This is a genomic window from Streptomyces globisporus, assembly GCF_003501885.1.
GTDB lineage: Bacteria > Actinomycetota > Actinomycetes > Streptomycetales > Streptomycetaceae > Streptomyces > Streptomyces globisporus_D.
In genome coordinates this window covers 1-26,463 of the sequence record NZ_QWFA01000037.1, presented here as the reverse complement: position 1 = coordinate 26,463, position 26,463 = coordinate 1, and the positions used below count along the sequence as shown (strand labels likewise).

Here is a 26,463-nt window from a genome sequence, read left to right as displayed (position 1 = left end):
GCGTACGGGGCGGGACCCGACCGGCCGTCGGGCGGGCCGCTGCTAGGCGGGAGTGCGCACGGACGTACGATCCGGGCATGGCCGACATCGACATCCCTCCGCACCTGATCGATCTGGAGTCCGCCGCGTGGGCCGAGCAGCAGCAGGGCGCACTGACGTTCGCGGCTGCGGACGCGGTGCAGGCCGCGTACCGGGAACACGCCGCGGCCACCGGTGTCTCCCGCCTGGATTTGGAGATGGCCGTCAGGCAGGCCGTGCGGCACCCGGAGGAGCCCGCAGCATGAGGAAGGGCCCCACCCGCCGTGGAGTGGGGCCCCGGGTCAGCTGAAACCGTCCAGCACCTCAGCAGGCGAGCGGTCAGACGACCGGTGTGTAACGCACGATGGTGTCCTCGCACGGCCCCTCGGCATACACCTTCAGCGCCTCCAGCTCCCGGTCGTCTACGGTGAGCTGCCAGCGGAGCTTGGTGGCCACCCACTCCCCCACGTACCGGCACTGCGCCTGCGGGGACGGCGGCATCCAATCCGCCGGATCCTGATCCGACTTCTGGCGGTTGGTGCGCGCGGTCACGGCGACGAGGGACGTGTGCGCGCCCTGGTCGTTCGCGTACGCCTCCCGCCGCGCCGCCGACCACGCCGAAGCCCCCGAGTCCCAGGCTTCCGCAAGCGCGACCATGTGGTCGATGTCCAGAGAGCCGGCGCTCGTGACCTCCTGGCCGTCGTAGTACGACACCCACGTGCCGCCGGTCAGCTTGCACCCGGCCTCCACCGTCGGCGCGACGACCGCCTCGGCCAGGAGCACTTCGTTGCGGGTGTTGCACCCGTCGATCTTGTCGTCACCAGAATTCCAGTGCTTGAACTTGGTGCGGGTGTAGCCGGTGCGGTCCTCCTCGGTGACCTCCACCAGACCGACCGCGTCGGCCAGCGTCGTCACCTCCGCCACCGGAGCAGCCGAAGCAGCCGCGTGCGCGGCCGGGGAGGAGAGAAGAGGAACAAGGGCAAGGGAGAGCGCGCCGAAGCCGCGCACAAGGTTCTTGATCACCCCGGCGTTCTACCGGCCGCACCCTGCACCCGGTGAGGCCCTGCGCCTGGTGCTCACCCGCCCGGGGGAAGAGGTTCACCGGAGAAACGCTCCGCCAGGCCCGCCCCGACGAAGTCCGTGGGCCGGGGCCTGGTGCCGGCGGCAGGGCTGCCACCGGCACCAGGGGCCCGAGCCGTACTCCAGGAGACCCGGGCCTGTCCCGCACACCCATACGGCGCGGTCTGCCCCCGACCCTATCCCCGCGTACGGACACACCAACGGGGCCCGTTTACCGAGGAAAGCAGAGGGAACTCCGGCGGTCAGGTCGGGACGGCGACGCTCCCCCGGGGGGCGGCCCCGGCCCAGGGCTCCCCGGTGCGGAACGGCTGCCGGGGGGCCCGCCCTTGCTGCCCAGGTTCAGGGCTGAGGGAGAGCGCCCTGCTCACACACCAGCAGGGCCACTTCGCGGAGCTTGACGTTGTTGTCCTGCGAGTAGCGGCGCAGGGTGTTGAAGGCCTGGTTCTCGGGGATGTTGTGGCGGGCCATGAGGATGCCCATCGCCTGCCCGATCTGGTGGCGGGTGGCCAGGGCCTGTTCCATCTGGGCGTGGGTGCGGGCGGCGGACAGGGCGACTGCAGCGTGGGAGGCGAGGATCACTCCGGCCCGCTCGCTCTCCTCGGTGAAGGCTCCGGGCCGGCGGGAGTAGAAGTTCAGCGCGCCGAAGTCCTCGTCCTCGGTGTACAGCAGGAAGCCCATCATGCTGCCCACCCCCCACTTCCGGGCCTCGGCCACGAAGTCGGCCCACCGTGGCTCCGCCTCGGTGAAGTCCGCCATCCTCAACACCCGCTCCCCCGTCGAAGGGTGGGCAGCGTCGAAGCACGGCCCCTGGCCCAGCTTGCGCTGGAGCTGGTCCAGTTCCGCCACCCACGGCTCCGTCGGAGCCAGCGACACGCATTCTGCGCTCAGCACGAGGATCCCCGCCGCGTCGCACCCCGCCACCAGCTTGGCGGCCGACTCGGTGATGCGCCCCAGCGTGGCGTCCACCGAAGGCTGCTCCAGCAGATCATGCGCCATGTCGCCTATCTGCTCCGCGAACCCCTGCCAGTCCATGCCTTTCACTCCTCTGCTCCGGCACTTCTGACCAGGGTTATCTTGCCCGGCAACAGATCCTCCTAGCACCTGGCCGGACAAGATCACACGCGTCACGGCCGGGTCAGCACCCTGTCCGGGCGGCATACCGCGCACGGCTGCGCACCGCCGACCAGCTCGGCGCGGGCGCGCTCCGCACTGACCGGCACCAGCGACCGGCCCCGGCCCCCGGCCCAGCAGCCACTCCGGTGGACCTGAGGGACAGGGACCCGATACCGCCCTCCGCGAGGCCCAAGGCAGGCGTCCGCGCCCTTCGCAGCCCAGCGGCGGACCGCGGCGGAGGCGGACGGCGGCAGCGACTGTCCAGTGGTCCCACCTGGACGGACCGGCCCTGGCGATCGTGCGGCGGCTGACCGTTTCGGGTTCAAGGGCCGCTGGAGACGGAGTCGCCCGGAACGCAGCGCGTTCCGGGCGGCATGCTTATGAGAAAGAGGCCCTGGCCGTTTCAGGCCGCGGTGGGCGGGTCCACCGATTCGGCGGCGCGGCGGTACTCGGCGTTGATCCGTTGTGCTTCTTGAAGCTGGTCTTCGAGGATGACGATGCGGCAGGCGGCCTCGACCGGTGTGCCGTGGTCGACGAGTTCGCGGGCGCGGGCGGCGATGCGCAGCTGGTAGCGGGAGTAGCGGCGGTGACCACCCGCCGAGCGGAGCGGGGTGATGAGGCGGGCCTCGCCGATGGCGCGCAGGAAGCCCTGGGTGGTGCCGAGCATTTCGGCGGCCCGGCCCATGGTGTAGGCAGGGTAATCGTCGTCATCGAGCCGGTTGAACGAGTCGTCTGCGGTCATCGCACCTCTCTGGGTAACACGTGGAGGGGCCCTGGTGCCTGTGGCACCAGGGCCCCGAAGGAACTGCTACACCATCTGCCGGCCCTGGTACTGCGCCGACCTTCTGTTTCCGCCGACCCGACCTGAGCTTTAGTTTCGCCGGGTGTGCGGGGATCGCGGTTGCTTGACCGGAGACCACCTCACTAACGATGTCCTGCGGTACCCGGACTCGCGTGGCGTCCGGGCGATCCTGATGGTGCCTGGTTCCTCCGTTCTTCCTCTGGATGAATCACTTACCAAACGGGAACTGCGTACTGCTGGTGATGCGAACTGCTGGTGGCCTGTCACAGCGCCACTTCGGCAGCCAGCCCCGTCGCCCGTCACGCGTCTGCTCTGGCTTAGAACCCCACTGCCGAACTTCCCGGTGCGCGCGCCCGCAGCCGACGCCTTCACCGAGGTGCTGCTCACTTGCTTGCACTGCGGTACTGCACTTACTGGGTACTGCTTAACGGCGGCCCCTGATCACTGCGGGCCACCCGGTCCGGTCGCCAGTCCCGTCGCCGTCCTGCAACAACCCTGGCTTCGAAACTCCGCCACCGCACCGTCCTGCCAACTGCACCTACTGGTACTGCTGCCCGCCAGTTCGTCTCTGCCGGGCCCTGCTGACTTCCTTGACTACGAGAGAAACCATAGCCACACGATCCTCCAATGTCTACTCCAGCCAACATAGATTTTCGTGTGCTCGGCGGCGAGGTAATCGGCCTCCAACAGCTACAGCGCCGGGGTTCAAGGGCCACAAGCCGGGCAGGAGCACCCCGCAGACAACCAACCGGGCAGGACGACGCAGAAGGCAGGGTGACCGATGGACACGATGAGCGTCACGGTCGCACCCGCGCAATCGACATCCGCCGCCGGCGCACGCGCCAGCACCCGGGACTTCCTCGCAGGTCTCTCACACCCGATCCCGGCCGAGGCCGCCGACACGGTGCTCCTGGTCGTGTCCGAACTCGTCACCAACGCCCTGCGCCACGGCGGCGGCACCTGCACCCTGGACCTGACCGCACACCCGGACACCATCGAAGTAGCCGTGCACGACGGCAGCCCGCAGGCACCACGTATGCGCACCCCCGACCTGAGCGGCAGGACCGGCGGCTTCGGCTGGCCCATGGTCAACCGCCTCGCCCGCACCACCTCGGTCACCCCCGGGCCCTCCGGCGGCAAGACCGTCCGCGCCCTCCTCCCCCGCTAACACGACCGATTCGACCCTCACCGGCCCGCGACGGCCCCTCCCCCACCCCGGCGGCCTGGCCTCCGCACCGGCCCGGCGGTCACGGCCTCCGGAGGATCCTGTCCGGGCGGCACACCGCGCAGGCCCGCGTACCTCCGGCCAGCTCGGCGCGGGCGCGCTCCGCGGTGACCGGCCGCAGGGCCCTGCCCGTGGCCCAGCAGTCGCCCTGGTGGACCTCAGCGGCCGACGTCCCAACGCCGGTCTCGGTGATGCCCCAGTCAGGCGTCCGCGCACGGCGCGGCCCGGCGGCGGGCGGCGCAGGCGCGGCCGTGGGTGCCGGGGCCGGCTGGGGCTGCGCCTGCTGCCGCTCGACGGCCGCGATCCGCGTACGGATACGCGCCAGGTAGTGGACCGCCCACGTCTCCAGCGTCCGCAGACGCGCCAGGTCAGGGGGCAGGTCGTCGTTCATACCGGTCTGCTCCTCCGCCGGGTCCCCGGCTCCGCAGCCCCGGTCGCCGTGCGGGCGGCTCCTCGACCAGGACGCACGTGCTCCAGTCCCGGCCGGTCCGGGTGATCAGCCCGCGCGCTTCGAGCCGGCCGAGCTGATGGGCGACGGAACTCGTGCTGGAGAGACCGACCCGCGCCCCGATCTCCCGCACCGTGGGCCCATGCCCGTGCTCGGTGAGCCACGACCGGATGACCGCCAGGACCGCTTCCTGCCGGGCGGTGAGAGGGCGGGGCTCGCGCCTCACGCCGCCTCCGTCCGCCGGTCCCCGGCCGTCATACGGCGCAGCTCCACCCGCGCCGCAGGCGACCACCCGGCCGGAGTCGACCAGAAGGGGTGCCACTCGATCCGGACCGACAGCAGGAGCAGGCGGCGGCGCAGCTCGGTGGCATGACGCGGGCGTGGTGCGGCGAGGGCGCGGTAGGTGGCGTGCCACTGCTGTTGGGCTGCGATCAGGTCGTCGGGGAAGGGGAAGCGGTCCATCCACTAATTAGATCGCATGTTCGAATTCTGGGGCCAGTCGAGTCCGCCCGGCCCCGGCCGTCGGGGGTCACTTGAGCGTGACGCAGGCTTTCGTGGTCAGGCCCCGGAACTCCACGCAGAGCTTCGTGTTGCGCGGGTACTTCGGGCCGGTGTGCCCGTCCCGTCCCCAGGACGTCTCCACGTGGCTGCCCACCCGGTGCGCGCGCTTCCAGCTCCCGCCCGTCTTCCAGGTACCGCCGGGCTTCTTCACCAGCCACCGGGCCGTCCCGGAACGGACACCCTCCCGGGACGCGTACACCCAGCCCACCCCACGGGAGTCGGCACCACGGCGGTGCCAGTGGTGGACCACAACCCCGGGGCGGCAGCCGGAGCCGGACCCCGCGCAGTCACGGACGCGGGTGTCGACGTACGTCCGCACCGCGGCCGGCTCCGCCGACACAGAGGGAGCGACGGCCACCGGGACCAGGACGACGGTTAGAGCAGCGGCGGGAATGATCTTTCGGTTCATGGACGGCTCAACCCGCCCAGCGGCCTCCACCGTCACGGGCGGCGAGGGCGGTTCACCCGGTCGAGCTCACCTCATACCACCTCGTACCGGCGACGTCCGGCCGCGCCGCCGGCGCTCGGGATCAATACAGCCAGTTCAGCATGCTGGCTGCGCTTCGAGGCCCGGCCGAGTACCCGTGCCACCCGCCCCTAGAAGCGGGTGACTGACCACTGGATGAGATCGGCAGAGCGGTGAGCATGACCGGTTCCCTGGAGGACGAGTCAGGGCCGTAGGGCAGCCGATCAGGTTCTTTGTACCTGGATTCTCTGCGTGCCGTGTGTGCCGTCGATCGGTCTGGTGGTCAAGGTGGCTGCACGCGCACAGGCCTATGACACGAGGAGAACATTCATGATCCGTCGTATCGCGATCACCCTGGCGGCTGTCGCCGCAGCCGGCTTCGTCGCCGCAGCCCCGGCTTCCGCGAACGACTGGGACGCCCACGCCGGCGGCCACGCAGGCATCGAGGCCGGCTGGGCCAGCGGCGAGTACCAGAACCTCGGCGGCCCGTACGGGATCACCACCATCAAGGGGCAGGCAACCTACTTCGACGCGGAGCGCGGCTGGATGGTCCGCTGACCCCGAACCCGGGCACACACAACTCCATAGTTCCAGATGCGGGTGAAGGGCTTGCGCCATTGCGGCACAGGCCCTTCGCTCATGCTCCCGACGAATCAGCGCCGACCGCCGGAGTAAGCGCCGCGGGGATGGGGCCGTGCACGTCCCTTGCCCATCATCCCCATGCCCAGGTGCGGTGACGGCGGGCGGTCGCGATCAGGGGCTTCGAGGCCTTGGGGCGTGGCTGGAGCCGGTTGCGGATGCGGGCGGGGGTGGTGTCGGTGGCGATGAGGGTGCGGATGTGGTCGGTGAAGTCGGAGTCGGTCGGGGGTTCTGAGGGCACCGAGGATGCGCAGGGCGGTTGGCAGCAGGCTCGCGTTCGTGGTGGAGACCTCGTTGAGCGCGGTGGTGACCGCGGAGGGGACGGACGTTCGCCCTGGCGGGCGTGGTGGTGGGGCTGCGGACGACCGTGCTGGACGCTCGGCACCGGTTGTCGGTGCGCGTGGGGCCGGTCCGCTCGTTCGGCGATCCGCGCGGCACGTTCGTCCTGGCCGGGGCCGTGGTCCTGGCCGCCCTCCTGGCCTGGTCCATACCGCTGCTGGTGCCGGTGCTGCCCGGCTCGCTCGCGTTCGCCGCGACTTGGTCGACCCGCGCGGGCCGGGCGGCACCCCGCCGGGCGGCTGAGTCTCCGGCCGACGGAGCCGCGGGGCGGCGAATCGGTGGCCCGCCGCCCTGCCGGTTCGCTCCTCCGGTTCGCTTCCAGGCGGCGGGCGGTCCGGCTTCGGCCGCATCGGACTACGCCGGCGGCGGGGCCGGGCGTCGCCGCTCGTGGTGCCGACGCGCCTTGAGCCGGTTGCCGCAGGTCTTCATGGAGCACCAGCGTGCGGTGTTCGCCCGGCTCCGGTCCAGCAGGAACAGACGGCACTCGCTGTTCGCGCAGGGTCGCAGTCTGCCCGGGGACGACGTCTGGAGGCGCGCCCACTCGAGGACCAGCTCGACGGCCAGGCGGCGCTCCGCCTCGACGTCCACGACCCATTCCAGACGGGCGTCGGCGAGGCGGGGCACCTTGCGTACACCAGTCAGCAACGGGAGGAGGACGTCCGGGTCGCTCTCACCGCGCACGACGGCCTGAAGCGTGTCGCGGATCGTCCTGAGCCACTCCCGCTCCGCGGCGGCACCCTCTCCCCCGTGCTGGATGGCCCACCGGCTCAGCTCCGGTCCGTCCAGCCACAGGTCGACCGGAGCGCCGTCGCGCACCGGTGTGCTGTTGAGCGCTTCGAGAAGTGTGTCACCGGTTGCCATGATCCTCCTTTGACACATAACCACATTGCCGCGCTTGACAGGTTACACCTCGCGAGGCAACCTTCGAAAGGAGAGACCTAACCAGCAAAACAGATTGAAGGGGTTAATCATGGCCGAGGTGCGACACCGCTTCACCACCGTGCGAGGACACCGGGTCTTCTACCGGGAAGCCGGCCCCGCCGACGCTCCCACCGTCGTCCTGCTGCACGGCTACCCGACGAGTTCACGCATGTTCCGGCACCTGCTGCCCGCACTGGCCGACCGGTTCCACGTCATCGCCCCGGACCACCTGGGCTTCGGGCAGTCCGCCACGCCGCCGGCCGCCGACTTCGACTACACCTTCGACGCCCTGGCCGAGGTGACCGAAGACCTCCTGGGCCAGCTGGGTGTGGAGCGCTACGCGATCTACGTGCAGGACTACGGAGCCCCGATCGGCTGGCGCTTGGCACTGCGCAACCCCGACGCCGTCACCGCGATCGTCTCCCAGAACGGCAACGCCTACGACGAGGGGTTCGTCCCCGAATTCTGGGCCCCGGTCTGGGCGTACGCGCAGTCGCCGGGCTCTTCGACGGAAGCCGCCCTGCGGGGCGCGCTGAGCGAAGAGGCGATCCGCTGGCAGTACACGCACGGCGTCGCCGAGCCGGAACTCGTGGACCCCGACACCTGGGCCACGGACCACCGCGAGATCTCACGCCCCGGGCTCGACCGGATCCAGCTCGACCTCTTCCGCGACTACGCCACCAATCCGCCGCTGTACCCTCGGCTGCACGAGTACTTCCGCACCCGCCAGGTCCCGCTGCTGGCGATCTGGGGAGCAAAGGACGAGATCTTCGGTCCCGACGGAGCCCGGGCATTCGCGAAGGACCTGGAGAACGCCCAGATCCAGCTGATACCGGACGGGGGCCATTCCCTCCTGGAGAGCCACCTCGACACCGTGGCCGACGCGATGCGCACCTTTCTCGGACAGCACCTGTCACCGCGAGCATGAGCGAACGCGCTCCGTGGAAGGCGGCCGCCGCCCCGTCGCGCCGTCGGTCAGCTCCCTGACCGATCCCCAAGTGGACGACCCTTGCCGACCGGATCCCGGCGATCCGGGGAGAGGACGGGATCGTCGAGCTGAGCACCCTGCTGAGCAAGCGGGGAGTGAGTGTCGAGGCGTGCCTGCTGTCCGTCGCCGACGCCGAGATCTTCGTCCGGCGCGGTACCCCCGGTTGCTCCGCCGTGTCGTGATCGAGGCGCTGGACCCGGGCCCCGCTCAGGCCATCTAGAGCGCGGCAGCCATGGAACGGATCGTGACGGAGGCGAGGGTGTCATGGGAGCAGGTGCACTACGCGGGTACGGCATGGCCACGCGGAACGTCTGCCGCCGGACGGCCACGCGAGGCCACGGCATCCGCGTCGGCATCGAAGACCCGGACCGTCTGCCGGACGGTCGCCCCGCGGAGGGCAACCTGGACCTGTTCCACGCCGCATGCGACCTGCTCTGAAGAACCCGGGACGCAGCGTGCCCGGTTCAGCCTTCGCTCGCCCGGGTCGCCACGAGGAGCGATGTCCTGAGCCCTGCGGGCCAGGACATCGCCTTCAGCCAACCGGCTCTCGCGAACTCTCCCTGGGAGCGGGGTGTCTTCTCGCCCACCCACCGAGGTTCGATCGCCAGAGGGTCGACCCCCTCGCCAGAAGCGACCTCGTAGCGGGAGCAGGAAAAACGTGCGCCGCTGGAACAGGCCGCTGTCCGGGCTGGGTGGGTCGAGGCGGCGTCCTGGAACACCGGCGAATTTTACTGGGGCATCTGCCACGGGTGGACGCACGTGACGAGCTCGGGGTGGTAGAGCGTGCCCGGGCCGCACTGGAAGTCGAAGCGCGTGAACTCGCCGTCCTCGAAGCTCACACAGCGGTAGAAACGAGACTGATCGTCCGGGTTGGGGAAGAAGCCTTCTTCCGTGCAAGCCGGAGGCTCGTCGGCGGCTTGAGCCGGGGCGGAGTATGCGAGGCCGGCAAGGGCGAGCAGCAAGGCGGCCGCAAAGTGATGCGTACGGGTCATGCCGTGCAAACGATCTCCGCAACCCTGGGTTGCGCCCCGGACGAGTGAGGCGGACTGGAATTGGCAATCTCGCTCCGAACCGCATACCGGCCACCAGGCGGCCGAGCTCCCAGGTCTACGGCCGTCCGCTGTTTACCGGCCTCGATGTCCTTGGCGCGAGACCCCTGGGTGCGCCCCCAATGGGCTGCGGGGGAAAATCGCGGGATTGACTTCGGACAAGCCTGAAATCCGGCCCACTCGCCTCGCGTGCCGTTCGGCGGCACAGGGGAACAGGCAGGAGCCGGCGAGAAGGGCGGCGTCGAACGAATCGGAAGGCATACTCCACTTACGTAGATCGTTTCCTGTCCATGAACACAGAACTGAATGTCTTTCCGTTATAGGCGCCTGCTCGGTGCTGCGTTGCCGTCGCAACCGTCGCCACCACTGATGCTTTCACCGCTCCGCAAACTCCTGAAACTCCTGCCGCTGCCTCGCAGACGGTGACGTTCGACCAGCCCGACGAGCAGGCCTTGACGGTGCTCGACGGGTAGAGCGGATCACGGTCAGTGTGTGGGGCCGAGAGCGGCAGGTCGGGCGGCACGGGGGGCGCGGGTGGCAACGGTGGGGCCAGCCCGTCGGGCAGCGCCGGATACGGCAAGGGCGGTGACGGAGGCAACGGCAGGCAGGCGTCCCCGCCCTCGCGGCTCAGCGGCAGGCCGCGACGGAGGCGGCCGACGGCGAGTAGAGGATCGGGAGGGGCAGCCGGTCGTCCGGGCCGAGGGCAATCCAGTGTCGGGCGGCGGAGTCGGAGAAGGCGATCCGGGCGCGGCGCCACGCCCGGATCAGCGACGAGGCACGTTACGTCGCCATGGCTTCCGACGCTCGGCCCGGGGCGCAGGAAGCCCGTGCCCGTCCGGGCACTCCTGCCTGCGCCTCACCGTGCGCTGACCGCGCCGCGCAGCGTCCAGCGGATCAGGTCGTCCACGCCGTGGCGTGCGACGAGTCCGTCGCCGGTCGCGTGGAGGCCGGTGTGGACGATGCTCCACACCATGCACTGAATCCACCGGGCCGGGACCGTGACATCGAGTTCGCCCTCCCGCTGCCCTCGCTCGATCTCCGCGACCAGGAGTTCGTCGACGGCGCTCGCGACCGAGGTATCCGCGTCCGAGGACGTCCTCGGCCGCCCGGGCCGCTCCTACGCGCAGTGGGCCCGCGACCACGCCTCCGACTTCACCCGGACCGCCGGCTGAACCGCCGGACCCGGCCACGACCGAACCGTCACACTCCACCCGGCGGCCGCTCGCCCACCGACGCCGCCGCGGAGAAACCGACCCGGCACATCCTCTCCCCCGACCCGAGCCTCAGTCGGGCTGCGCATCCAGATGAGCGACGACGCGGCTCGAAATCCTGGTGAGCGTGTCCAGCTCGTCCTTCGTCAGCGCGTCGATGAACAGTCGGCGGACGTGCTCGACGTGAAGAGGCGCTGCGCCTTCGATCGCCTGATATCCGGCCGGGGTGGCAACGATGAAGGAACCGCGTCCGTCATCGGGGCACTCCTCCTTGGCCACAAGGCCGCGCTTCGCCATCCGCCCCACCTGGTGGGACATACGGCTCTTCTCCCACTCCACCAGGTTCGTCAGGTCCATGAAGCGCATCCGCCCGCCGGCCTCGGTGAGCTTGGCCAGCACGATGAAGTCGGCCGCGGACATGCGGGAGTCGGCCTGGACGTAGCGGGAAAGACGTCCGATGAGCTTCTCCTGCATGCGGATGAAACCGTCCCAGGCGGCCTGCTCCTCCGGCGTCAGCCAGCGCGGTGTCGCGTTCATGGATCAAGCGTATCGAGGGCGTCGGCGCGCCCTCCACACCGCTGACTCGGCTGGTGCCGGCGATTGCCCGGAACATGCCGATCTGCTCGCGTCGTTGGTGTTCTTCATGCCGTGCGGCTTGTGGTGCCTCTCACACGGAGTCCCGGCCGGGCGGCCGTACGTCGGCGGCTCAGGCAGGTCGAGCTGGGCTCGCGCTGCCAGACCGGCGACGGGCTGCAGGCGTCGGCGGGGTCCTGCTGCCGCTCGCCTCGTCCAGGCTGTCCACTACGGTCACTCGTCCGCCATCGCCTGGATCGGGGTCGGGCATGATCGATTCCGGGTCGACCAGGTGGACCTCGTGACCGTCGAGCGTCAGTCGGCGTGCGATCTCCAGCAGCATGCGCCGAGCCACGTCATCGATGGAATGGACCCGTGTGAGGTCCAGAGCGACCCTGGTTTCCGGGTACGAGGTGTTCACGGCTTCCCGGATGACTCTCTCGGCTCCGGCGAAGCCGATGCCGCCCTGGAGCTGAAGAACCCGGAGGGCGTCCGGTCCGCTGCCGAGGACATGGTTGGTTCGCAGGGCCGCACGCGCGGTGGCGGGGACCTCCATCACATGCAGACCCATGTCCGAAGAAAATCGTTCGAACAGTGACACCCCACGAACGCTGTTCCCGTGGCTGTCCAGTCGCGGCGAGAACGTGGCGATGCCGATCTGTCCGGGGAGCGCACCGATCAGGCCTCCGGCAACCCCGCTCTTCGCGGGGATGCCGACCTGGGTGCCCCAGTCACCGGCCGCGTCATACATTCCGCAGCTGAACATGACGCTCAGCACCTGGCGGACCACCGGTTCCGGCACCACCTGCTCGCCCGAGAGGGGGTTCGTCCCGCGGTTCGCCAACGTCGCGGCCATCATGGCCAGATCGCGGGTGCTGACGAGCACGGAACACTGGCGGGTATAGCCGTCGACGACGGCCCGCGCGTCCTCCACGAGGATGTCGTGGCTGCGGAGCATGTGCGCGATAGCGAGATTCCGGTGGGCGTGTCTCATCTCCGACGCGTATACGGCCTCATCCGTTCTCAGTCGACGTCCCGCGAAGGCCGAAAGGCCGTCGACCACGCGTTCCACCCGCTCGGTCGCGTTCAGTCCCTCCGCGCCGGCCAGGGAGTGAACGGTGATCGCACCGGCGTTGATCATCGGATTGCGGGGCCGCCCGGTGTCGCTTTCGAGGGAGATCTCGTTGAACGCTTCTCCGGACGGCTCGACACCGACCTTGGCGATCACGGGGTCGAATCCGCGGTCCGCCAACGCCAGCGCATACACGAACGGCTTGGAGATCGACTGAATCGTGAACTCGGTATCGATGTCACCGGAGCCGTAGACCTCTCCGTCAACCATGGCGAAGGCCGCGCCGAGGCGATCGGGGTCCGCTGCCGCGAGTTCGGGTATGTACGCCGCCAGCTCCCCGGACGTGTCCGGGTGCACCGCCTCCAACACCTCGGTCAGGTAGTCGGGAATTATTGACTGCATTCGTCATCCTCCATGGAAAACGGCAACCTCAGGGCGTTGCGAATGAATCCTGCCCGCGCATCACCGACGTGTCGGATGCGCAGTCCTGCACTTCACTTCGCGCGGCGCGTGTGATCAGTCTGATGTCATCGGGCAAGGGGTCACGGAAGGCGCCGCCTGCCGCCAGGAACTCCTCGCCGTGCAGGCGCAAGTGGCGAGCGAGCCCTCTGCCCGTCCGCCGGACAGCGCGTCGACCGTGGCGAACCGCTGGAACACCCCGACCGGTTCGTCCGAGGACAGGACGGTCACGCCCGACGCGAGCCGGATGCGCTTCGTGACGGTGGCGAAACCGGCGAGTACGGTCTCGGGGCTGGAGATGGCGAACTCGGGCAGGTGGTGCCCGCCCAGCGCGACCACCTCGATACCGGCCTCGTCGGCGAGGAACGCTTCGGCCACCGCGGCGCGGATCGCCTCCGCGTGCGAGACGATCGCGCCCCGGTCGTTGCGGGGCAGGTCTCCGAAGCTGTCGATTCCGAACTCGATGGGCGAAGCATCCATCGTGGGCCTTCTTTCAACGCTTACGCGGGCTCAGCGCGAGATCGCACGCCGCTGCGAGCCGAGGTCGGGCCTGCCCACACGGGGAGCCGCCCGATCACAGCCCCGTCGGGCGCCGTCGCTCCCCGCCGATTAAGTTGATTCATCAACTCTGTCATTTTATTGTTTATACGTCAATAAAGAGGGCGAGCAGCGAAGAGTATTCGCACGTCAGCGACCTGGCGGGGGTCCGCCATCGGCCCGGCATTCAAGAGAAGGAGACGCCATGCCCCATCCGTTGGTCGGCAAGAGCTACAGGTCGAACTGGGACCGCTCAAGGTGAACTTGCGCCACCGTGACGCATGTGGAGGACTTCGCGAACGCCACGGTGTACTCCGACGTCACCGTCGACGGCACCCTCTACAACTTCGTCGGAACCATCAAGGAAGCATGATCACGACGCCGGCGCCGTCGGCCCGGAGGCGTCGCGCTCGCCGAGCTCCGCATCCGGAGAGTTCTCCATGGGAGCCAGGCGTTCGTTGAGGCCGGCGATGACCGTCATGTCATCCTCCAGGGACAGCATGGCGACCATCGTGAACAGGACGGAGTGTGCGTCGTCGGTGAGCGGCTGCGAGTCGGCAGACCGCGCGTCCGGCTCGGTCCCGCCCTCGTCGCTCATAGCGTCGCCTCTGCCGGCGGCTCCGCCTGCTCCGCCACGATGACGGTGCAGCGCACCCGCGCAGACCCGGGCGCCTCCACCTCGCCCCGCACATCGTGCGCGGGGAGTCGTGCCTCCGCTGTCCGGTCCACAGCCTTCGGACTCCGCCGTACCGTCTGCACGGCCGGCTCGCGCTTGAGCGCTCTCACCGTGAGGTTCCTTCCCATCACATCGTGCGGATCGTGTCCGAACCGCAGTGGTTCCTCGGCCACCGCGAGGCCCCGCACCAGGGCGAAGCCCCCGTCGACACCACTGTGGCGAGCGGCGCGCAAGAGGGAACCGGGGCGATCGGCAGGGGCTTCTGCCGGCCCACGGCCTCGTGCCGCACGGTGCGCGGCGAGCCGGTCGGCCAGGCACTCGACCCCGGCCCCGGCGAGCGGTGCCTGGTGCGTGATGAGCAGGAGCGTCGTGGCTCCGTCGCGGAGGGCGCGATCCAACTCCCGATGGTCATCGCGTCTTTCGGCGTCGTGTCCGATCGCCGGTTCGTCGAGGAGCAAAGCATCGGAGTCGCCGAGGAGTGCGAGGACCGGCTCCGGTCAGCGCCTCTGGAGGAGCCTGGTGGTCGAGATCCCGGCCACCTTGTCCGTACCGAGCGGAGAACGCAGTTGACCGCGTGCGACCGGGAAGGCGGCGCCGCGAACAGCCTCGTCCCACCGGCGGACATTGTCCGCGGCTTCCCGGCCTCCATCACGTTCTGAGTCATGGGTCCAGAATCGCCCTGCGCATACCCGTGCGGCAGGGCGAGCTGTCACGGCTCCCGGTGACTGCTGTCATCGCCTCGAATGACAAATGTCAGGAGGCGGAGGCTGCAACCGGCTACCTGGGCGACCAGCGGGGCGTGGAGGTTCCGTCCCACCTCATGGGGTCGTCCTCCAGCGCGGTACGGTCCCACTCTCCGAGCACCGCGGCGGCCTCGTACGTGGTGTGCAGGAACTCGGCGGCCGCGCGATCGGGGTCGGGCGCGGACCGGACGGCTTCGTAGGGCAGCAGGAACTGCTTGAACTCGGGGCTGAAGTAGGCACCTTCCGGACCGACGGGATGATCGGAGAACCCTTCGGGTTCGGGGTAGGCGTACGCGTAGAAGGCTCCTTCCTCACCGCCGCCGGGCCAGAATCCGCAGCTGGAGAGCTCCCGGGAGTAGCCCTCGACCATGACCCAGTCGCCGCAGTTGGGGGCACCGCCGGGGTGCGGAGGAGCCTGCCGTCCGGAGAAGCGGGTGCAGGCGAGGTCCATCGCTCCCCAGAAGAAGTGCACCGGGCTGACCTTGCCCACGAAGTGCGACCGGAACTCCCCCATGACCCGGTTCGCCTGCAGCAGTTGTCGCCAGAACAGGGTCGCCGCCTCACCGTCGTAGGAGGCGTGATCGCGGTCCTCGGCGAAGGGGATCGCGGGCTCGACCTCGTTGGGGTGCGGATGGATCGGGGCCTCGATCCCGAGTTCGTCGAGCGTGTGCAGGACTTGGGCGTAGAACTCGGCCACCGCCATGGGCCGGAGCGGGAAGCCGCGCACGCCACCGTCGCTGCTGCGGACTTCGAGCCGGTGACCGACGAAGTCGAATTCGATCTCGAACGCCCCGGAGCGGTACGGGATCGTCGACGTCGTCAGTCCGCGGGGGCTGACGTACAGCGTCACCTGCCACCAGTGGTTGACGAGTGGTGCGTGGGCCATGCGGATCTTGCCGACGATCTGGGTCCACATGTGCAGCGTGTCGCGGGTCTCGGTCCAGTCGGAGGCCCTCAGGCTCGGCCAGTTCGTGGCAGCTGGTGCGGTCATCGCATCTCACATCCTCGGTAGCGTCTTCAAGCGGGTCAGCGGTGTTCGGGATTGGCGTTGTCGGGGCGGCAGCCGGCATCCCAGGCCGATCGCTGGTTGCCGTAGGCGGGGATGCCACCGGTGTCGCGGATCATCGACGCGAGGTGGAGGAGGTTGTACGTCATGAACGAGATGTTCCGATTGGCGAAGTCGTTCTCCGGCCCGCCGGATCCCTCGTCGAGGTAGGAAGGGCCCGGGCCGACCTCGCCGAGCCAGCCGGCGTCGGCCTGGGGCGGGACGGCGAAGCCGATGTGCTGCAGGCTGTAGAGGATGCTCATGGCGCAGTGTTTGAGGCCGTCCTCGTTGCCCGTGATCAGGCAGCCGCCGACACGTCCGTAGTAGGCGTACTGGCCCTGCTCGTTGAGCACGCCGGAGTAGCCGTAGAGCCGTTCGATGACGCGTCGGGTCACCGAGCTGTTGTCTCCGAGCCAGATCGATCCGCCGATGACGAGGATGTCGGCGGCGAGGATCCGCCGAAGGAGCGCGGGCCACTCGTCGGTGTCCCATCCGTGTTCGGTCATGTCCGGGCGGACACCGGTGGCGATGTCGTGGTCGACGGCGCGGATCTGGTCCACGCTGACTCCGTTCGCCTCCATGATGGCCACGCTGCGGTCGATCACACCCTGGGTGTGGCTGACCTCGGGAGACCGTTTTAGGGTGCAGTTGATGTACATCGCGCTCAGCCCGCTGAAGTCGGGCTTCTCTGTCACGGGAGCGTTCATCGCGGTGGTCCTTCCGGGTGTTCGGTGCTGCCGGCCCTGAAGCCGACTTCTTCGTATCCGGGGTGGCAGGTCGGCAACAGATAGTGCGCCACTACTGGCCTACTCCACTTCCAGGGCCTCCGCACAGGAAAAGACAAGCTTTCCGGAAAGCAGGTCCGGGGGCGACACGACGCGTGCCGCGACTCTTCTTCTAACGGGCCGACGTCGTGGCCGGAGGTTCCCTGGAACCGAACCTGCAAAACCCTGGGCCGCCCCCGTTCACCCTCACGCCGAACCGGGGCTTTCCCCATCACCGTCGGCAATGCTGTCTCCCGTGTCCAGACGGAGAGGCTTTCGTCGCCGAATGCTGCAAATCGCCTCGAACGGCTTGACCGGCCAGGCTCCCTTCGGGCGTCGGCGGTGCGCCGAGTCCGGCGCGACTTGCCTATGCCGCCGTACACTAGCACCGAAAATTGACGTGTCAACTAGATGCTTGCTCACGCCGGGTGACCTGGTCGCTCCTGTCGGCGTCGGGTTGGCCATGATCTTCTCGGCGAGCGTTTTCAACGGAAGGACGGAGTCGACCTTGCCCGCCGAGCTGCGACAATACGAGATCGGCCTCCCACCTCCTCCACCTCTTCCGGCTTGCCAAACCGCGAAGCCTTCGTATTATTGGGCCCGTCAAGTAGTTGCGAGTTCAACTCACCTCCCTGGCCACCCTCGTAAGAGGAATTCAGTCGTGCCGCACGTCAGCTCTCCGGCAGGACGTTCGCGGCATACCCAGCGCGTTGCGGATGGGGGCGGCCGACGAATCCGACATGCGAACGACGTTCACGGTGGCCAACGGCGGAATGACGACCTACGGTCACATCGGAACGGTTGACGTAGAGTTCGTGAAAATTCTCCCGCAGACCATTCTCTTTCCCTGGCATGACGCCGTACTCGATCGTGGCCCTCGCCGGTCGGCCGTACCGGCCGACCGGAACCTTCAAGGAGTCCAGCTTTGTCGAACAAGGAAACCCTGCTCACAGCCATGCGGGAGCTCTTCCACGACAAGGACGTGACCGCTCTGGACCGCTACTGGGCCGAGCCGTACATCCAGCACAGCCCCAACCTGCCTGACGGTCTGGACGGACTCCGCGCCGCGGTGCCGACGTTGGAGGGCTTCCGCTGGAATCCCGAGCGGGTGTTCGAGGACGGCGACTTCGTCATCGCGCACAGCCGGGTGAGCGGCTGGCATCCCGACGGTGACGCGGCGATCGTCGACATCTTCCGCTTCGAGAACGGCCGTGTCGTCGAGCACTGGGACGTCGTCCAGCCGTACGTCGAGGCGGACCTGACCGTCAGCGGCAACCCGGTGGTCTGAAGCAGAAACATCGTTTGACCAGCACGTTCGTCCATCTCGGATAGGGAGAAGAACATGGGGTACGTCACCGTCGGCAGGGAGAACAGCACGCCGATCGAGCTGTACTACGAGGACCAGGGAACGGGTCAACCCGTCGTGCTGATCCACGGGTATCCGCTGAACGGTCACAGCTGGGAGCGTCAGACCCGGGACCTGCTGGAGGCCGGATACCGCGTCATCACCTACGACCGTCGCGGCTTCGGTCGATCATCGAAGGTCGGTACGGGATACGACTACGACACGTTCGCCGCCGACCTGAACGCTCTGCTGGAAGACCTCGATCTCCGGGATGCCGTTCTCGTCGGCTTCTCGATGGGCACGGGCGAGCTTGCTCGCTACGTCTCGCGGTACGGGCACGAGAGAGTCGCGAAGCTGGCATTCCTGGCCTCGCTGGAACCTTTCCTCGTCGCCCGCGACGACAACCCCGACGGGGTACCGCAAGCGGTGTTCGACGGAATCGCGGCAGCGGCGAAGGGTGACCGGTACACCTGGTACACCCAGTTCTTCGCCAACTTCTACAACCTCGACGAGAACCTCGGCAGCCGCATCAGCCAGGAGGCCGTGACCGCGAGCTGGAACGTCGCGACGTCGAGCGCGCCGGTGGCGGCCTACGCGGTCGTTCCCGCCTGGATCGAGGACTTCCGCGCCGATGTCGAGGCGGTCCGCGACAGCGGCAAGCCGGCCCTCATCCTGCATGGAACGGCCGACCAGATCCTGCCCATCGACGCGACCGCCCGCCGCTTCCGCCGTGAGCTGCCCGATGCGCAGTACGTGGAGGTCGAGGGCGCCCCGCACGGGCTGCTCTGGACGCATGCCGACGAGGTCAACGCGGCCCTTCGCGCCTTCCTCGGCTAGGGGGTGTCTGACAATTCCGGTCTGATCAGCGAGATTCGGCTGAGCTGGCAATCCGGAGGTGCGCCGATCGGCTGGGGGGACTGGGCAGTGGCTACGAACGGCGGGCCAGTAGATGGGCGTCGAGGAAGCCCCGATCAGAGGATGGATCGTGGAGCAGCCGGGCGAAGGGATCGAGCCCAGCATCGCCCAGCAGTTCGGCGAGGCGATCCACCGGCCAGCTGTAGGCGGGCGCCACCTTGTGGTCGAACCGGACCGGGTCTTGTCCGTCGGTCCCGAAGAAGGAGACCAGGAGCAGACCGTCCGGTGCCAGGACGCGTACCTGTTCGGCGAGCAGCTCCGGTAGTTCCCCCGGAGGGGTGTGAATCATTGAGTAGTGGGCCAGTACGCCGCCGAGCGCGGCGTCCTCGATCGGCAGGGATTCCATCCGCGCCTCTTGGAAGCGCAGCGCCGGATGGGCCTGCCGGGCGTGGTCGACCATGCCGGGGGCAAGGTCTAGTCCGAAGGCGTCCAGGCCGAGTTCGTGCAGCATGGCTGTCAGATGTCCGGGCCCGCACCCGACGTCCGCTGTCCGCAGGTTGCCCGTCGCGCGCACCAGTTCGGCGAAGGTGCCGATCATGGCCCGGGAGAATGGCTGTGTTTCCAGCCGGTTTGCGAACAGCGATGCGTACAGCTCGACGACACCGTCGTAGGCCGTCCTGGTCTCGTCCTGATGATTCGCCACGGGCAGGGACTCTATAGCCGGTCTGATAATTGATCTTGTGGCAGGTCGAGGTGAGTTGACGGATGCGGCATGGAGGCGGATAGAGCCCCTTTTGCCTCAGGTGGACGGACGGGGCCGTCCGTGGCGTGATCACCGGCAGGTGGTCAACGGGGTGCTGTGGCGGCTGCGGACCGGGGCTCCGTGGCGGGATCTTCCCGACCGGTTCGGGCCGTGGCAGACCGTCTACGAGCGGTTCGCCCGCTGGGAGGCGGACGGCACCTGGGCACGGTTGCTGGAGCACGTTCAGGTCCGCGATGACGCGGTGGGCCTGGTGGAATGGACCGTCTCCGTCGACTCCGCCATCAACCGAGCCCACCAGCACGCAGTCGGCGCCCGCAAAAAGGGGATGTGAACGGGGACGAGCTGGAAGATCCGGGCCGCTCGCAGGCGCGCCAGGCCCTCGGCCGCTCCTGAGGCGGACTGACCACCAAAGTCCATCTCGCCGTCGATGGCCGGGGCCTGCCCCTGTCGATTGTGCTCACGCCCGGCAACGTCAACGACGCGACGGCGTTCGGCCAGGTCCTCGACGGCATCCGCACCCCGCGCCTTGGCACGGGCCGCCCGCGCACGACACCGGACCGTGTGCTGGGTGACAAGGCGTATTCCAGCAGGTCCATCCGCCATCTGCTGAGGCGCCGGGGCATCGCTGCCACGATCCCCGAGCGCCGCGACCAGGCGGCGAACCGCCACCGACGCGGAGCCCTCGGCGTCCGGCCGCCGGCCTTCGACAAGGTCACCTACCGCGACCGCAACGTCGTCGAACGATGCTTCGCCCGCCTCAAGCAGTTCCGCGCGATCGCGACCCGGTTCGACAAGCTCGGCGACCGCTACCGCGCCGGAGTTGTCCTGGCTTCCTTGATCCTCTGGCTCCGCGAGTCCACGGGGTAATCATTTGTCAGACAGGCCCTAGACCAGATCGCCGCTCTGCGGTGGGTCCGTCAGAACATCGCTGCCTTCGGCGGCGACCCGGACCGGGTGACGATCGCGGGTCAGTCCGCCGGTGGCGAGAGCGTGTGCGTCCTCGGGGCGACGCCGCGTGCGAAGGGGCTGGTCGACGGCATCATCGGCGGTGGCGGGGCCTGCATGGGGACGCGCGGCAACACCGAGCGAGGCGATCAGTACGACACCAGGCCGGCGGCCGAGGAAGCGGGGCGGCGCCTGAGCGAGAAGCTCGGGGGCGCCACCGTGGAAGATATGCGCCGCATGCCCGTGGAACGAGTGGTGGACGCGGCCAAGTCGCTGAAGAGCCACTGGCGGCCGTCCGTCGACGGCCTCGTTCTGGACCGGACTCCTGCGGAGATATACGCCGCCGGCGATCAGCTGGATGTGCCCACGCTCGTCGGAAGCAACGCGGACGAGGCCTCCCTCGCCCTGCTGAGCCCCCCGGACGCCGACGTGGCCGGCTACCGGGAGAAGGCGCGTCAGGAACACGGTGCGGACGCGGATCTCTTCCTCCGCCTCTACCCCGGCGACACGGAGGCGCAGGTGCTCGATTCCCTCCTCCAGGCCGAGACCGACAAGATCATGACCCGGGCCATGCGCCAGTGGGGCACCTTGCAGACGCGTACCGGAAAGGCGGACGTCTACTCCTACTACTTCGCGCACGTCCCTCCGGAAGCCGCCCTGAGAAGGTTCGGCGCCTATCACGGAGCGGAGGTGAAGTACGCGTACGACAATCTCGGCAAGGACGGCGACGCCGCCTACGGGCGGCGCTACTACACCCTGCGTGACCAGATGAGCGGGTTCTGGATCAACTTCGCGCGTACGGGAGACCCCAACGGGCCGGGGCTGCCGTCCTGGCCCACCCTGCGGGAGGAAGCCGGGAAGGTGATGAGGTTCGACGGCGGCGGCACCGTCGCACCCAGGCCTCGTCCCGATGCCGTCGACTTCTGGATGCGCTACGACGGGCCTCTCGCGTAGCGCATCCCGAGCCGGGGCCCGCAAGAACACCACTCCTGCGGGCGGTGGGTTTCAGGAGGTGGGCGGATTGCGGCGGGGCGCGAGCGTCGCGTTGGGCAGCTCCGGGGCGGGCAGCCGGCCTCCGGCATACCCCTCCACCGCGCCGAAGCGTTCGGACGCCTCCTCCCAGTCCTTGCGGGCCCGCACGATGTCGTCGTGGCTGCGGCCGATGAAGTTCCACCACATGACGATCTCCTCCTCGAAAGGCGGTCCGCCCAGCAGAATGACGCGGGCCCGAGCGGGAGACACGTTGCGGAGAGTCAACGAACCGATGCCCGGACGCAGGAATCCCAGCTGGGCAGGGCTCAAAGCCGTCCCGTTGAGCTCGACGTCTCCCTCGTCCACCAGGAGGCCGTGCTCGAACGCGGCGTCGACGCCCAGGGTCAGGGAGGCGCCGGCTTCCAGAATCAGCTCCGCGCCGAGCAGCGGCGTAAACGTGCGTACCGGCGAGACCGCTTCCAGCAGAGAACCGAGGAACACCCTGATCTCGGCGCCGTCCTTCCGGATCAGCGATGGCACGTATCGCTGGAAGTCCCGTTCCGCCTCGCGGTGTTCGTCCGGCAGCGCCACCCACAGCTGCACCCCGTGCAGGACGGTGGTGCGAGCAGTGGAGACCTCGGAATGACAGATGCCGCGGCCCCCCGTCATCAGATTGAGCTCGCCGGGGCGCACATGGGCATGGCTGCCGAGACTGTCCCGGTGCTCCACCTCGCCGTCGAACAGCCAGGTGACCGTTTGCAGGCCCGTGTGGGGATGCGGCGGGAGATCCATCCCTCCGCGCAGGGCGACGTCGTCGGGTCCGTAGTGATCGACGAAGCACCAGGCGCCCACGAAACTGCGAGCCCGCTGAGGAAGGGTGCGGCGCACGTTCATGGACCGCGGGCCGCCCAGGGGGACATCACGCGGCGTCAGGATCTCGACGCGGTGGTGGGCGGGTTCGACCGCCTCCGGTCCCCGCGTGCACCGCGTGCTGACGGGTTCACGTTCGACATTGCTCATACTCAACTCTCCAGACATATAGTTTATTGTTCAACGATACTTCGATCGCAAGGAGCGAACAGTGACCATCACCTCGGCATCGAGCCGTAACAAGAAGGTGTTCATCGACAAGTTCGACCCCGAAGCGTTCCGCGCTCTCGCACGGACGGCACAGGCCGCCGGGGCTGCGGCCGCCCGCGTCGGCCTGCCGGTCACCCTGGTGGAACTGGTCAACCTCCGCGTCTCGCAGATCAACGGGTGCGCCTACTGCCTGCGCGCCCATACCCGCGCGGCGCTCGAAGCCGGGGAGAGCCCGCAGCGCCTCGGGCTCCTGGCGGCCTGGCGCGAGACGGAGGTCTTCACCGCCACGGAGCGCGCCGCGCTGGCCCTGGCCGAGGCGACGACCAGCCTCAACGGATCCGCGCGGGGCGGCGCGGCCGCCGCGGCACGCGACGATCTCACCGACGAGCAGATCTCGGCCGTGCTCTGGGTCGCCATCAGCATCAACGCGTTCAACCGCGTGTCGATCATGAGCGGACACCCGGTGAAGGAGGCCTGACACCGGCACGGTCGGCGCCCTCCCCCGTCGACGCCGGAAGGCGGGGGCGCTGACGGCCGTCGGCAGGCAGGGCCGTCCCCTCGGGTGCCCCGCTCGACACCTTCCAGCGATGCGAGGCACACACGCGCCTATTGCACATACATCAACCCTTTTCCCCATCTCCGTCGACAGTACGACTCGCGGGGCCACGATGAAGTAGACGTATCAACTATATTGGCTGCCGATCGTCACACGACACAGGTGTGCAGTCCGAGGGGAGAAGTCAGGCGATGCGGAATCAGACCGTGGCCCAGCAAATGGTGGACGTTCTGCGCCAGGCGGGGGTTGAGCGGATCTACGGCGTGGTGGGCGACAGCCTCAATTCGGTGGTGGACGCGGTGCGCCGTACGGACGGCATCGAGTGGATACACGTACGGAACGAGGAGGCGGCCGCGTTCGCCGCGGCGGCGGAGGCGCAGCTGACCGGCAGGCTCGCGGTGTGTGCCGGAAGCTGCGGCCCCGGAAACACGCACCTGATCCAAGGGCTGTACGACGCACACCGCTCGGGTGCGCCCGTCCTCGCCATCGCCTCGCACATCCCGTCCCACCAGATCGGCACCGGCTTCTTCCAGGAGACCCACCCGGAAAGGCTGTTCACCGATTGCAGCGACTACTGCGAGATGATCAGCACTCCCGGGCAGATGCCCCGGGTTCTGCGGATCGCCATGCAACGCGCCCTGGGCAACAGCGGGGTGTCGGTCCTGGTGATACCCGGCGATGTCGCACACGACAAGGCCGTCAACCCGACGGGAGCCGGCCACCTGGTCACCGAGCGGGGCCGGGTCGTCGCCCCGGCCTCACAGGTGCGGGAGCTTGCCGACAAGATCAACGCGGCACGGAAGGTGATGCTCTTCTGCGGCGCGGGAGTACGGGACGCCCATGCCGAGGTCATGGCGCTCGCCGAGAAGACCGCCGCCCCCGTCGGGCACAGCCTCCGGGGCAAGGAGTGGATCCAGTTCGACAACCCCTACGACATCGGCATGAGCGGCCTGCTCGGGTACGGCGCCTGCTTCGACGCGATGCACGAGGCCGACCTGGTCGTCCTGCTCGGTACCGACTTCCCGTACAACGACTTCCTGCCGCAGGCACGAAGCGTGCAGATCGACCACGATGCCGGCCGCCTCGGCCGTCGCACCGTTCTGGAGCTCGGCGTCCACGGTGACGTACGGGAGACGTTGCGGGCCGTGCTCCCGCTGGTCGAGGAGGAGAAGGACCGCGCCTTTCTGCACCGGATGCTGCGTAAACACGCCCGCTCGCTGGAGGCGGTGGTCTCCCCCTACACCCACGACGTCGAGCGGCACACGCCGATCCACCCCGAGTACGCGGCATCGATTCTGGACGAGCTCGCCTCCGACGACGCGGTGTTCACCGTGGACACCGGGATGTCCAACGTGTGGGCGGCGCGCTATCTGACCCCCAACGGCCGGCGCCGGGTGATCGGTTCGTTCGTGCACGGCACGATGGCCAACGCGCTGCCGCACGCCATCGGCGCACAGTTCGCCGCCCCCGGCCGCCAGGTGATCTCGATGTCGGGTGACGGTGGACTGGGCATGCTGATGGGCGAACTGCTCACCGTGAAGCTGCACGATCTGCCGGTGAAGACGATCGTCTTCAACAACTCCTCGCTCGGCATGGTCAAGTTGGAGATGCTGGTCGAAGGGCTGCCCGAGCACGAGACCGACCACGAGCCGGTGGACTTCGCGGCCGTCGCCCGCAGCGTGGGCATCGAGTCGATCCGCATCGAGCGCCCCGGGGATGTCGCCGCCATGACGGACCGTTCCTGGTCGACCTGGTGACCGACCCCAACGCTCTCTCCATTCCGCCGCACATCTCGGCCGCCCAGATCAAGGGGTTCGCCTTCGCCGCGGGCCGGACGGTGCTCGAAGGAGGCGTCGGCAAGATGCTCGACCTGGCTCGCGCGAATCTGCGCAACGTTCCCCGCCCGTGAACGGGCGTGAGCGGATCCGACCTGCACGATCCGATCGAGGAAAGGCTTCATCGATGGAAGAGACATCGGGACACGAGTCCGGAGCGGCTCCGAAGGCACGCCTCGGGCACGACATGCACGGGGTGGCGACGGACCTGCTCGTACCGCGAGGGCTCGACTCATGACCTCCACTCCCCTGCGCTGGTCCGACACGGCACACGAGGTGCTGTCGGGCGACCTGAACGTCGCGGTCGCCTACGTCACCCCGGCCGGCGGCGCCGTCGTGGTCAGCGTCTCCCCGCTCGGTCTCACCGACCGAGCGGCGGGCCGGATCGGTTTCACGACCTCGCTCGGCTTCCCCAAGAAGCTGGAGCGCATCCTCCGCGATCCCCGTGTCGCGCTCGCCTACCACACACGCGAACACGGATTCGCGAGCCCGGAGGACTTCGTCCTCGCCCAGGGCGACGCCGTGGTGGACATGCGCCCTTCGCCCCAGCGGCTGGACGACGTCCTGAATGCGTCCGATCGCTTCTTCGGCCCGGGAAAGAGCGGCAGGGCCTGGGACTGGCTGCTGCACGAGTACCGACGAGCCCGGGTGTACGTCGATGTCGACGTCAGGAGGATGACCACCTGGCCCGACCTGGCCGCCTGCGGGCCGCAGGAGGTCACCGGACCCGCTTGGCCGGACGCACCCGCGGAACAGCGGGCGCCCAGGAACGGCACAGCACCTCGCGTCGACGTCGCCGAGCTCTCACGAAAGATCAACCCCCTTCCGTACCGGCTGCTGGCCTACCGGGGAGCGGACGGGTACCCCGTCGTGGTGCCCGTCGAGATCGTCGGGCGTGACCACACCGGGTTCCGGCTGCTGTCACCTCCGGGTCTGCTTCCGCCCGGCGGGAGACGCGCAGGCCTGCTCGCGCACTCCTTCCGCCCGCAGAACGTCGGTCTGGCCATGATGACCTTCACCGGCTGGCTGACGGCCCAGGGCGGGACGGAGGCTCGCTACGCCCCCCACACCTCCACGGCGTTGGCCGCCCCGCCGAACAGAACCGTCCAGGCCCTGGGCAACGGAATCCTGGCCAAGCACGGCGTGTGGCGGGCCGGACGCGACGGTACCGGCGAACGGCTGCGCACGCTCGCCGGTCAGCAAGGTCAGCGAGACCGGCAGGAGAGCTGAGGCCGACCGGACGCTTCGACCGGCGTTCGGCGTTCGGCGTTCGCAACGCTGCGGCGGTACGGGGTCCATGACCGCGGATCCCCCTCCCAGAACGCCTTCCCACCCCCGCCCTACCGTCCTGCCGCGTTGCAAAGTGGACCAATTGGTCAGTAG

General features: G+C 68.8%; 32 protein-coding genes and 2 pseudogenes. 15 read left to right on the top strand and 19 right to left on the bottom strand.

What is annotated here, in order from left to right; translation table 11 throughout:
- The first annotated feature begins 77 nt into the window (after positions 1-77).
- Positions 78-284 (top strand): hypothetical protein, encoded by a 207-nt coding sequence (locus D3105_RS09490; RefSeq protein WP_118902061.1) that lies wholly within the window; start codon positions 78-80, stop codon positions 282-284.
- Between the two features lie 73 nt (positions 285-357).
- On the opposite strand, the gene D3105_RS09485 is transcribed toward D3105_RS09490, so the two are convergent.
- The 4 genes from D3105_RS09485 to D3105_RS09475 form a co-directional block, all read right to left on the bottom strand.
- Positions 358-1,041: an HNH endonuclease family protein gene (locus tag D3105_RS09485; RefSeq protein WP_118902058.1), complete on the bottom strand. Its 684-nt coding sequence runs from the start codon at positions 1,039-1,041 to the stop codon at positions 358-360.
- A gap of 396 nt (positions 1,042-1,437) precedes the next feature.
- The gene (locus D3105_RS09480) at positions 1,438-2,130 is read right to left on the bottom strand and encodes a GAF and ANTAR domain-containing protein (protein WP_118902056.1); all 693 of its coding nucleotides are present in this window, start codon (positions 2,128-2,130) and stop codon (positions 1,438-1,440) included.
- Positions 2,131-2,222: 92 nt separating this feature from the next.
- Entirely contained in the window at positions 2,223-2,537 is a 315-nt protein-coding gene (locus D3105_RS36015) for a DUF6233 domain-containing protein (RefSeq protein WP_425315729.1), read from the bottom strand.
- 77 nt (positions 2,538-2,614) lie between these two features.
- A complete protein-coding gene (locus D3105_RS09475) occupies positions 2,615-2,953 on the bottom strand; it encodes a MerR family transcriptional regulator (RefSeq protein ID WP_118902053.1) in 339 nt (112 codons plus the stop codon).
- An 841-nt stretch (positions 2,954-3,794) separates the two neighbouring features.
- On the opposite strand from D3105_RS09475, the gene D3105_RS09465 reads away from it, so the two are divergent.
- A complete protein-coding gene (locus tag D3105_RS09465) occupies positions 3,795-4,181 on the top strand; it encodes an ATP-binding protein (RefSeq protein WP_118902047.1) in 387 nt (128 codons plus the stop codon).
- 79 nt (positions 4,182-4,260) lie between these two features.
- Here D3105_RS09465 and D3105_RS09460 read toward each other — a convergent pair whose 3' ends face one another.
- The 4 genes from D3105_RS09460 to D3105_RS09445 all read right to left on the bottom strand — a co-directional run bounded on the left by D3105_RS09460 (position 4,261) and on the right by D3105_RS09445 (position 5,656).
- Positions 4,261-4,629: a DUF6233 domain-containing protein gene (locus tag D3105_RS09460; protein ID WP_118902044.1), complete on the bottom strand. Its 369-nt coding sequence runs from the start codon at positions 4,627-4,629 to the stop codon at positions 4,261-4,263.
- Positions 4,607-4,912, bottom strand: a complete 306-nt coding sequence (locus D3105_RS09455; RefSeq protein WP_118902040.1) for a MarR family transcriptional regulator — start codon at positions 4,910-4,912, stop codon at positions 4,607-4,609. Before D3105_RS09455 ends, D3105_RS09460 begins: the two co-directional genes overlap by 23 nt.
- Positions 4,909-5,148 carry a hypothetical protein gene (locus D3105_RS09450; protein ID WP_118902037.1) on the bottom strand — a complete coding sequence of 80 codons (240 nt, stop codon included), beginning with the start codon at positions 5,146-5,148 and terminating at the stop codon, positions 4,909-4,911. The genes D3105_RS09455 and D3105_RS09450 overlap by 4 nt, the downstream gene beginning before the upstream one ends.
- A gap of 67 nt (positions 5,149-5,215) precedes the next feature.
- A complete protein-coding gene (locus D3105_RS09445; RefSeq protein WP_165890991.1) occupies positions 5,216-5,656 on the bottom strand; it encodes a hypothetical protein in 441 nt (146 codons plus the stop codon).
- A gap of 387 nt (positions 5,657-6,043) precedes the next feature.
- Here D3105_RS09445 and D3105_RS09440 point away from each other — a divergent pair, with 387 nt between their 5' ends.
- Positions 6,044-6,271 (top strand): hypothetical protein, encoded by a 228-nt coding sequence (locus D3105_RS09440; RefSeq protein WP_098899818.1) that lies wholly within the window; start codon positions 6,044-6,046, stop codon positions 6,269-6,271.
- Between the two features lie 154 nt (positions 6,272-6,425).
- Here D3105_RS09440 and D3105_RS34525 read toward each other — a convergent pair whose 3' ends face one another.
- Positions 6,426-6,593: a hypothetical protein gene (locus D3105_RS34525; protein ID WP_165890990.1), complete on the bottom strand. Its 168-nt coding sequence runs from the start codon at positions 6,591-6,593 to the stop codon at positions 6,426-6,428.
- Between the two features lie 452 nt (positions 6,594-7,045).
- Entirely contained in the window at positions 7,046-7,552 is a 507-nt protein-coding gene (locus D3105_RS09435; RefSeq protein WP_118902034.1) for a CGNR zinc finger domain-containing protein, read from the bottom strand.
- A gap of 109 nt (positions 7,553-7,661) precedes the next feature.
- Here D3105_RS09435 and D3105_RS09430 point away from each other — a divergent pair, with 109 nt between their 5' ends.
- Together D3105_RS09430 and D3105_RS34520 are read left to right on the top strand one after the other, a co-directional pair.
- Positions 7,662-8,540, top strand: a complete 879-nt coding sequence (locus D3105_RS09430) for an alpha/beta fold hydrolase (RefSeq protein WP_118902031.1) — start codon at positions 7,662-7,664, stop codon at positions 8,538-8,540.
- A gap of 354 nt (positions 8,541-8,894) precedes the next feature.
- Entirely contained in the window at positions 8,895-9,038 is a 144-nt protein-coding gene (locus D3105_RS34520) for a 3-keto-5-aminohexanoate cleavage protein (protein ID WP_165890989.1), read from the top strand.
- A gap of 290 nt (positions 9,039-9,328) precedes the next feature.
- On the opposite strand, the gene D3105_RS09420 is transcribed toward D3105_RS34520, so the two are convergent.
- Positions 9,329-9,592, bottom strand: coding sequence for a chitin binding peritrophin-A domain-containing protein (locus D3105_RS09420; RefSeq protein ID WP_118902028.1), 264 nt, complete (start codon positions 9,590-9,592; stop codon positions 9,329-9,331).
- 1,055 nt (positions 9,593-10,647) lie between these two features.
- On the opposite strand from D3105_RS09420, the gene D3105_RS34905 reads away from it, so the two are divergent.
- Positions 10,648-10,821 (top strand): hypothetical protein, encoded by a 174-nt coding sequence (locus D3105_RS34905; RefSeq protein WP_206272696.1) that lies wholly within the window; start codon positions 10,648-10,650, stop codon positions 10,819-10,821.
- A gap of 111 nt (positions 10,822-10,932) precedes the next feature.
- On the opposite strand, the gene D3105_RS09410 is transcribed toward D3105_RS34905, so the two are convergent.
- The 3 genes from D3105_RS09410 to D3105_RS09395 all read right to left on the bottom strand — a co-directional run bounded on the left by D3105_RS09410 (position 10,933) and on the right by D3105_RS09395 (position 13,444).
- A complete protein-coding gene (locus tag D3105_RS09410; protein WP_118902025.1) occupies positions 10,933-11,397 on the bottom strand; it encodes a MarR family winged helix-turn-helix transcriptional regulator in 465 nt (154 codons plus the stop codon).
- Positions 11,398-11,566: 169 nt separating this feature from the next.
- Entirely contained in the window at positions 11,567-12,907 is a 1,341-nt protein-coding gene (locus D3105_RS09405; RefSeq protein WP_118902022.1) for a glutaminase, read from the bottom strand.
- A 114-nt stretch (positions 12,908-13,021) separates the two neighbouring features.
- A complete protein-coding gene (locus D3105_RS09395; RefSeq protein ID WP_338103973.1) occupies positions 13,022-13,444 on the bottom strand; it encodes an LLM class flavin-dependent oxidoreductase in 423 nt (140 codons plus the stop codon).
- 331 nt (positions 13,445-13,775) lie between these two features.
- Between D3105_RS09395 and D3105_RS36010 the strand changes: the two genes are divergently transcribed.
- Entirely contained in the window at positions 13,776-13,874 is a 99-nt protein-coding gene (locus tag D3105_RS36010) for a MoaF-related domain-containing protein (protein ID WP_425315728.1), read from the top strand.
- Here D3105_RS36010 and D3105_RS09390 read toward each other — a convergent pair whose 3' ends face one another.
- Positions 13,875-14,099: a hypothetical protein gene (locus D3105_RS09390; protein ID WP_118902019.1), complete on the bottom strand. Its 225-nt coding sequence runs from the start codon at positions 14,097-14,099 to the stop codon at positions 13,875-13,877.
- A 221-nt stretch (positions 14,100-14,320) separates the two neighbouring features.
- Here D3105_RS09390 and D3105_RS34515 point away from each other — a divergent pair, with 221 nt between their 5' ends.
- Complete coding sequence (locus D3105_RS34515) at positions 14,321-14,836, top strand: hypothetical protein (RefSeq protein WP_165890987.1); 516 nt, start codon at positions 14,321-14,323, stop codon at positions 14,834-14,836.
- A 118-nt stretch (positions 14,837-14,954) separates the two neighbouring features.
- Here D3105_RS34515 and D3105_RS09380 read toward each other — a convergent pair whose 3' ends face one another.
- A complete protein-coding gene (locus tag D3105_RS09380) occupies positions 14,955-15,911 on the bottom strand; it encodes a DUF5996 family protein (protein ID WP_118902017.1) in 957 nt (318 codons plus the stop codon).
- A 35-nt stretch (positions 15,912-15,946) separates the two neighbouring features.
- Positions 15,947-16,672, bottom strand: a complete 726-nt coding sequence (locus D3105_RS09375; protein WP_118902014.1) for a flavodoxin family protein — start codon at positions 16,670-16,672, stop codon at positions 15,947-15,949.
- Positions 16,673-17,654: 982 nt separating this feature from the next.
- Here D3105_RS09375 and D3105_RS09370 point away from each other — a divergent pair.
- Together D3105_RS09370 and D3105_RS09365 are read left to right on the top strand one after the other, a co-directional pair.
- Complete coding sequence (locus D3105_RS09370; RefSeq protein ID WP_240646850.1) at positions 17,655-18,017, top strand: nuclear transport factor 2 family protein; 363 nt, start codon at positions 17,655-17,657, stop codon at positions 18,015-18,017.
- A gap of 54 nt (positions 18,018-18,071) precedes the next feature.
- Positions 18,072-18,911 (top strand): alpha/beta fold hydrolase, encoded by an 840-nt coding sequence (locus tag D3105_RS09365; RefSeq protein ID WP_118902011.1) that lies wholly within the window; start codon positions 18,072-18,074, stop codon positions 18,909-18,911.
- Positions 18,912-19,002: 91 nt separating this feature from the next.
- On the opposite strand, the gene D3105_RS09360 is transcribed toward D3105_RS09365, so the two are convergent.
- Positions 19,003-19,632 (bottom strand): class I SAM-dependent methyltransferase, encoded by a 630-nt coding sequence (locus D3105_RS09360; protein WP_118902008.1) that lies wholly within the window; start codon positions 19,630-19,632, stop codon positions 19,003-19,005.
- Between the two features lie 37 nt (positions 19,633-19,669).
- Between D3105_RS09360 and D3105_RS09355 the strand changes: the two are divergent.
- A pseudogene (locus D3105_RS09355) lies at positions 19,670-20,581 on the top strand (IS5 family transposase).
- Positions 20,582-20,586: 5 nt separating this feature from the next.
- Positions 20,587-21,591 carry a carboxylesterase family protein gene (locus D3105_RS09350; protein ID WP_118902005.1) on the top strand — a complete coding sequence of 335 codons (1,005 nt, stop codon included), beginning with the start codon at positions 20,587-20,589 and terminating at the stop codon, positions 21,589-21,591.
- A gap of 51 nt (positions 21,592-21,642) precedes the next feature.
- Here the strand turns inward: D3105_RS09350 and D3105_RS09345 are convergent, their stop codons facing one another.
- Entirely contained in the window at positions 21,643-22,629 is a 987-nt protein-coding gene (locus D3105_RS09345; RefSeq protein ID WP_118902002.1) for a pirin family protein, read from the bottom strand.
- A 61-nt stretch (positions 22,630-22,690) separates the two neighbouring features.
- On the opposite strand from D3105_RS09345, the gene D3105_RS09340 reads away from it, so the two are divergent.
- From D3105_RS09340 to D3105_RS09330, 3 genes and pseudogenes are all read left to right on the top strand, one after another.
- Entirely contained in the window at positions 22,691-23,167 is a 477-nt protein-coding gene (locus D3105_RS09340; protein ID WP_118901999.1) for a carboxymuconolactone decarboxylase family protein, read from the top strand.
- Positions 23,168-23,436: 269 nt separating this feature from the next.
- A pseudogene (locus D3105_RS09335) lies at positions 23,437-25,154 on the top strand (pyruvate dehydrogenase).
- Positions 25,155-25,314: 160 nt separating this feature from the next.
- Positions 25,315-26,310 (top strand): hypothetical protein, encoded by a 996-nt coding sequence (locus D3105_RS09330; RefSeq protein ID WP_206272695.1) that lies wholly within the window; start codon positions 25,315-25,317, stop codon positions 26,308-26,310.
- Positions 26,311-26,463 lie beyond the last annotated feature (153 nt).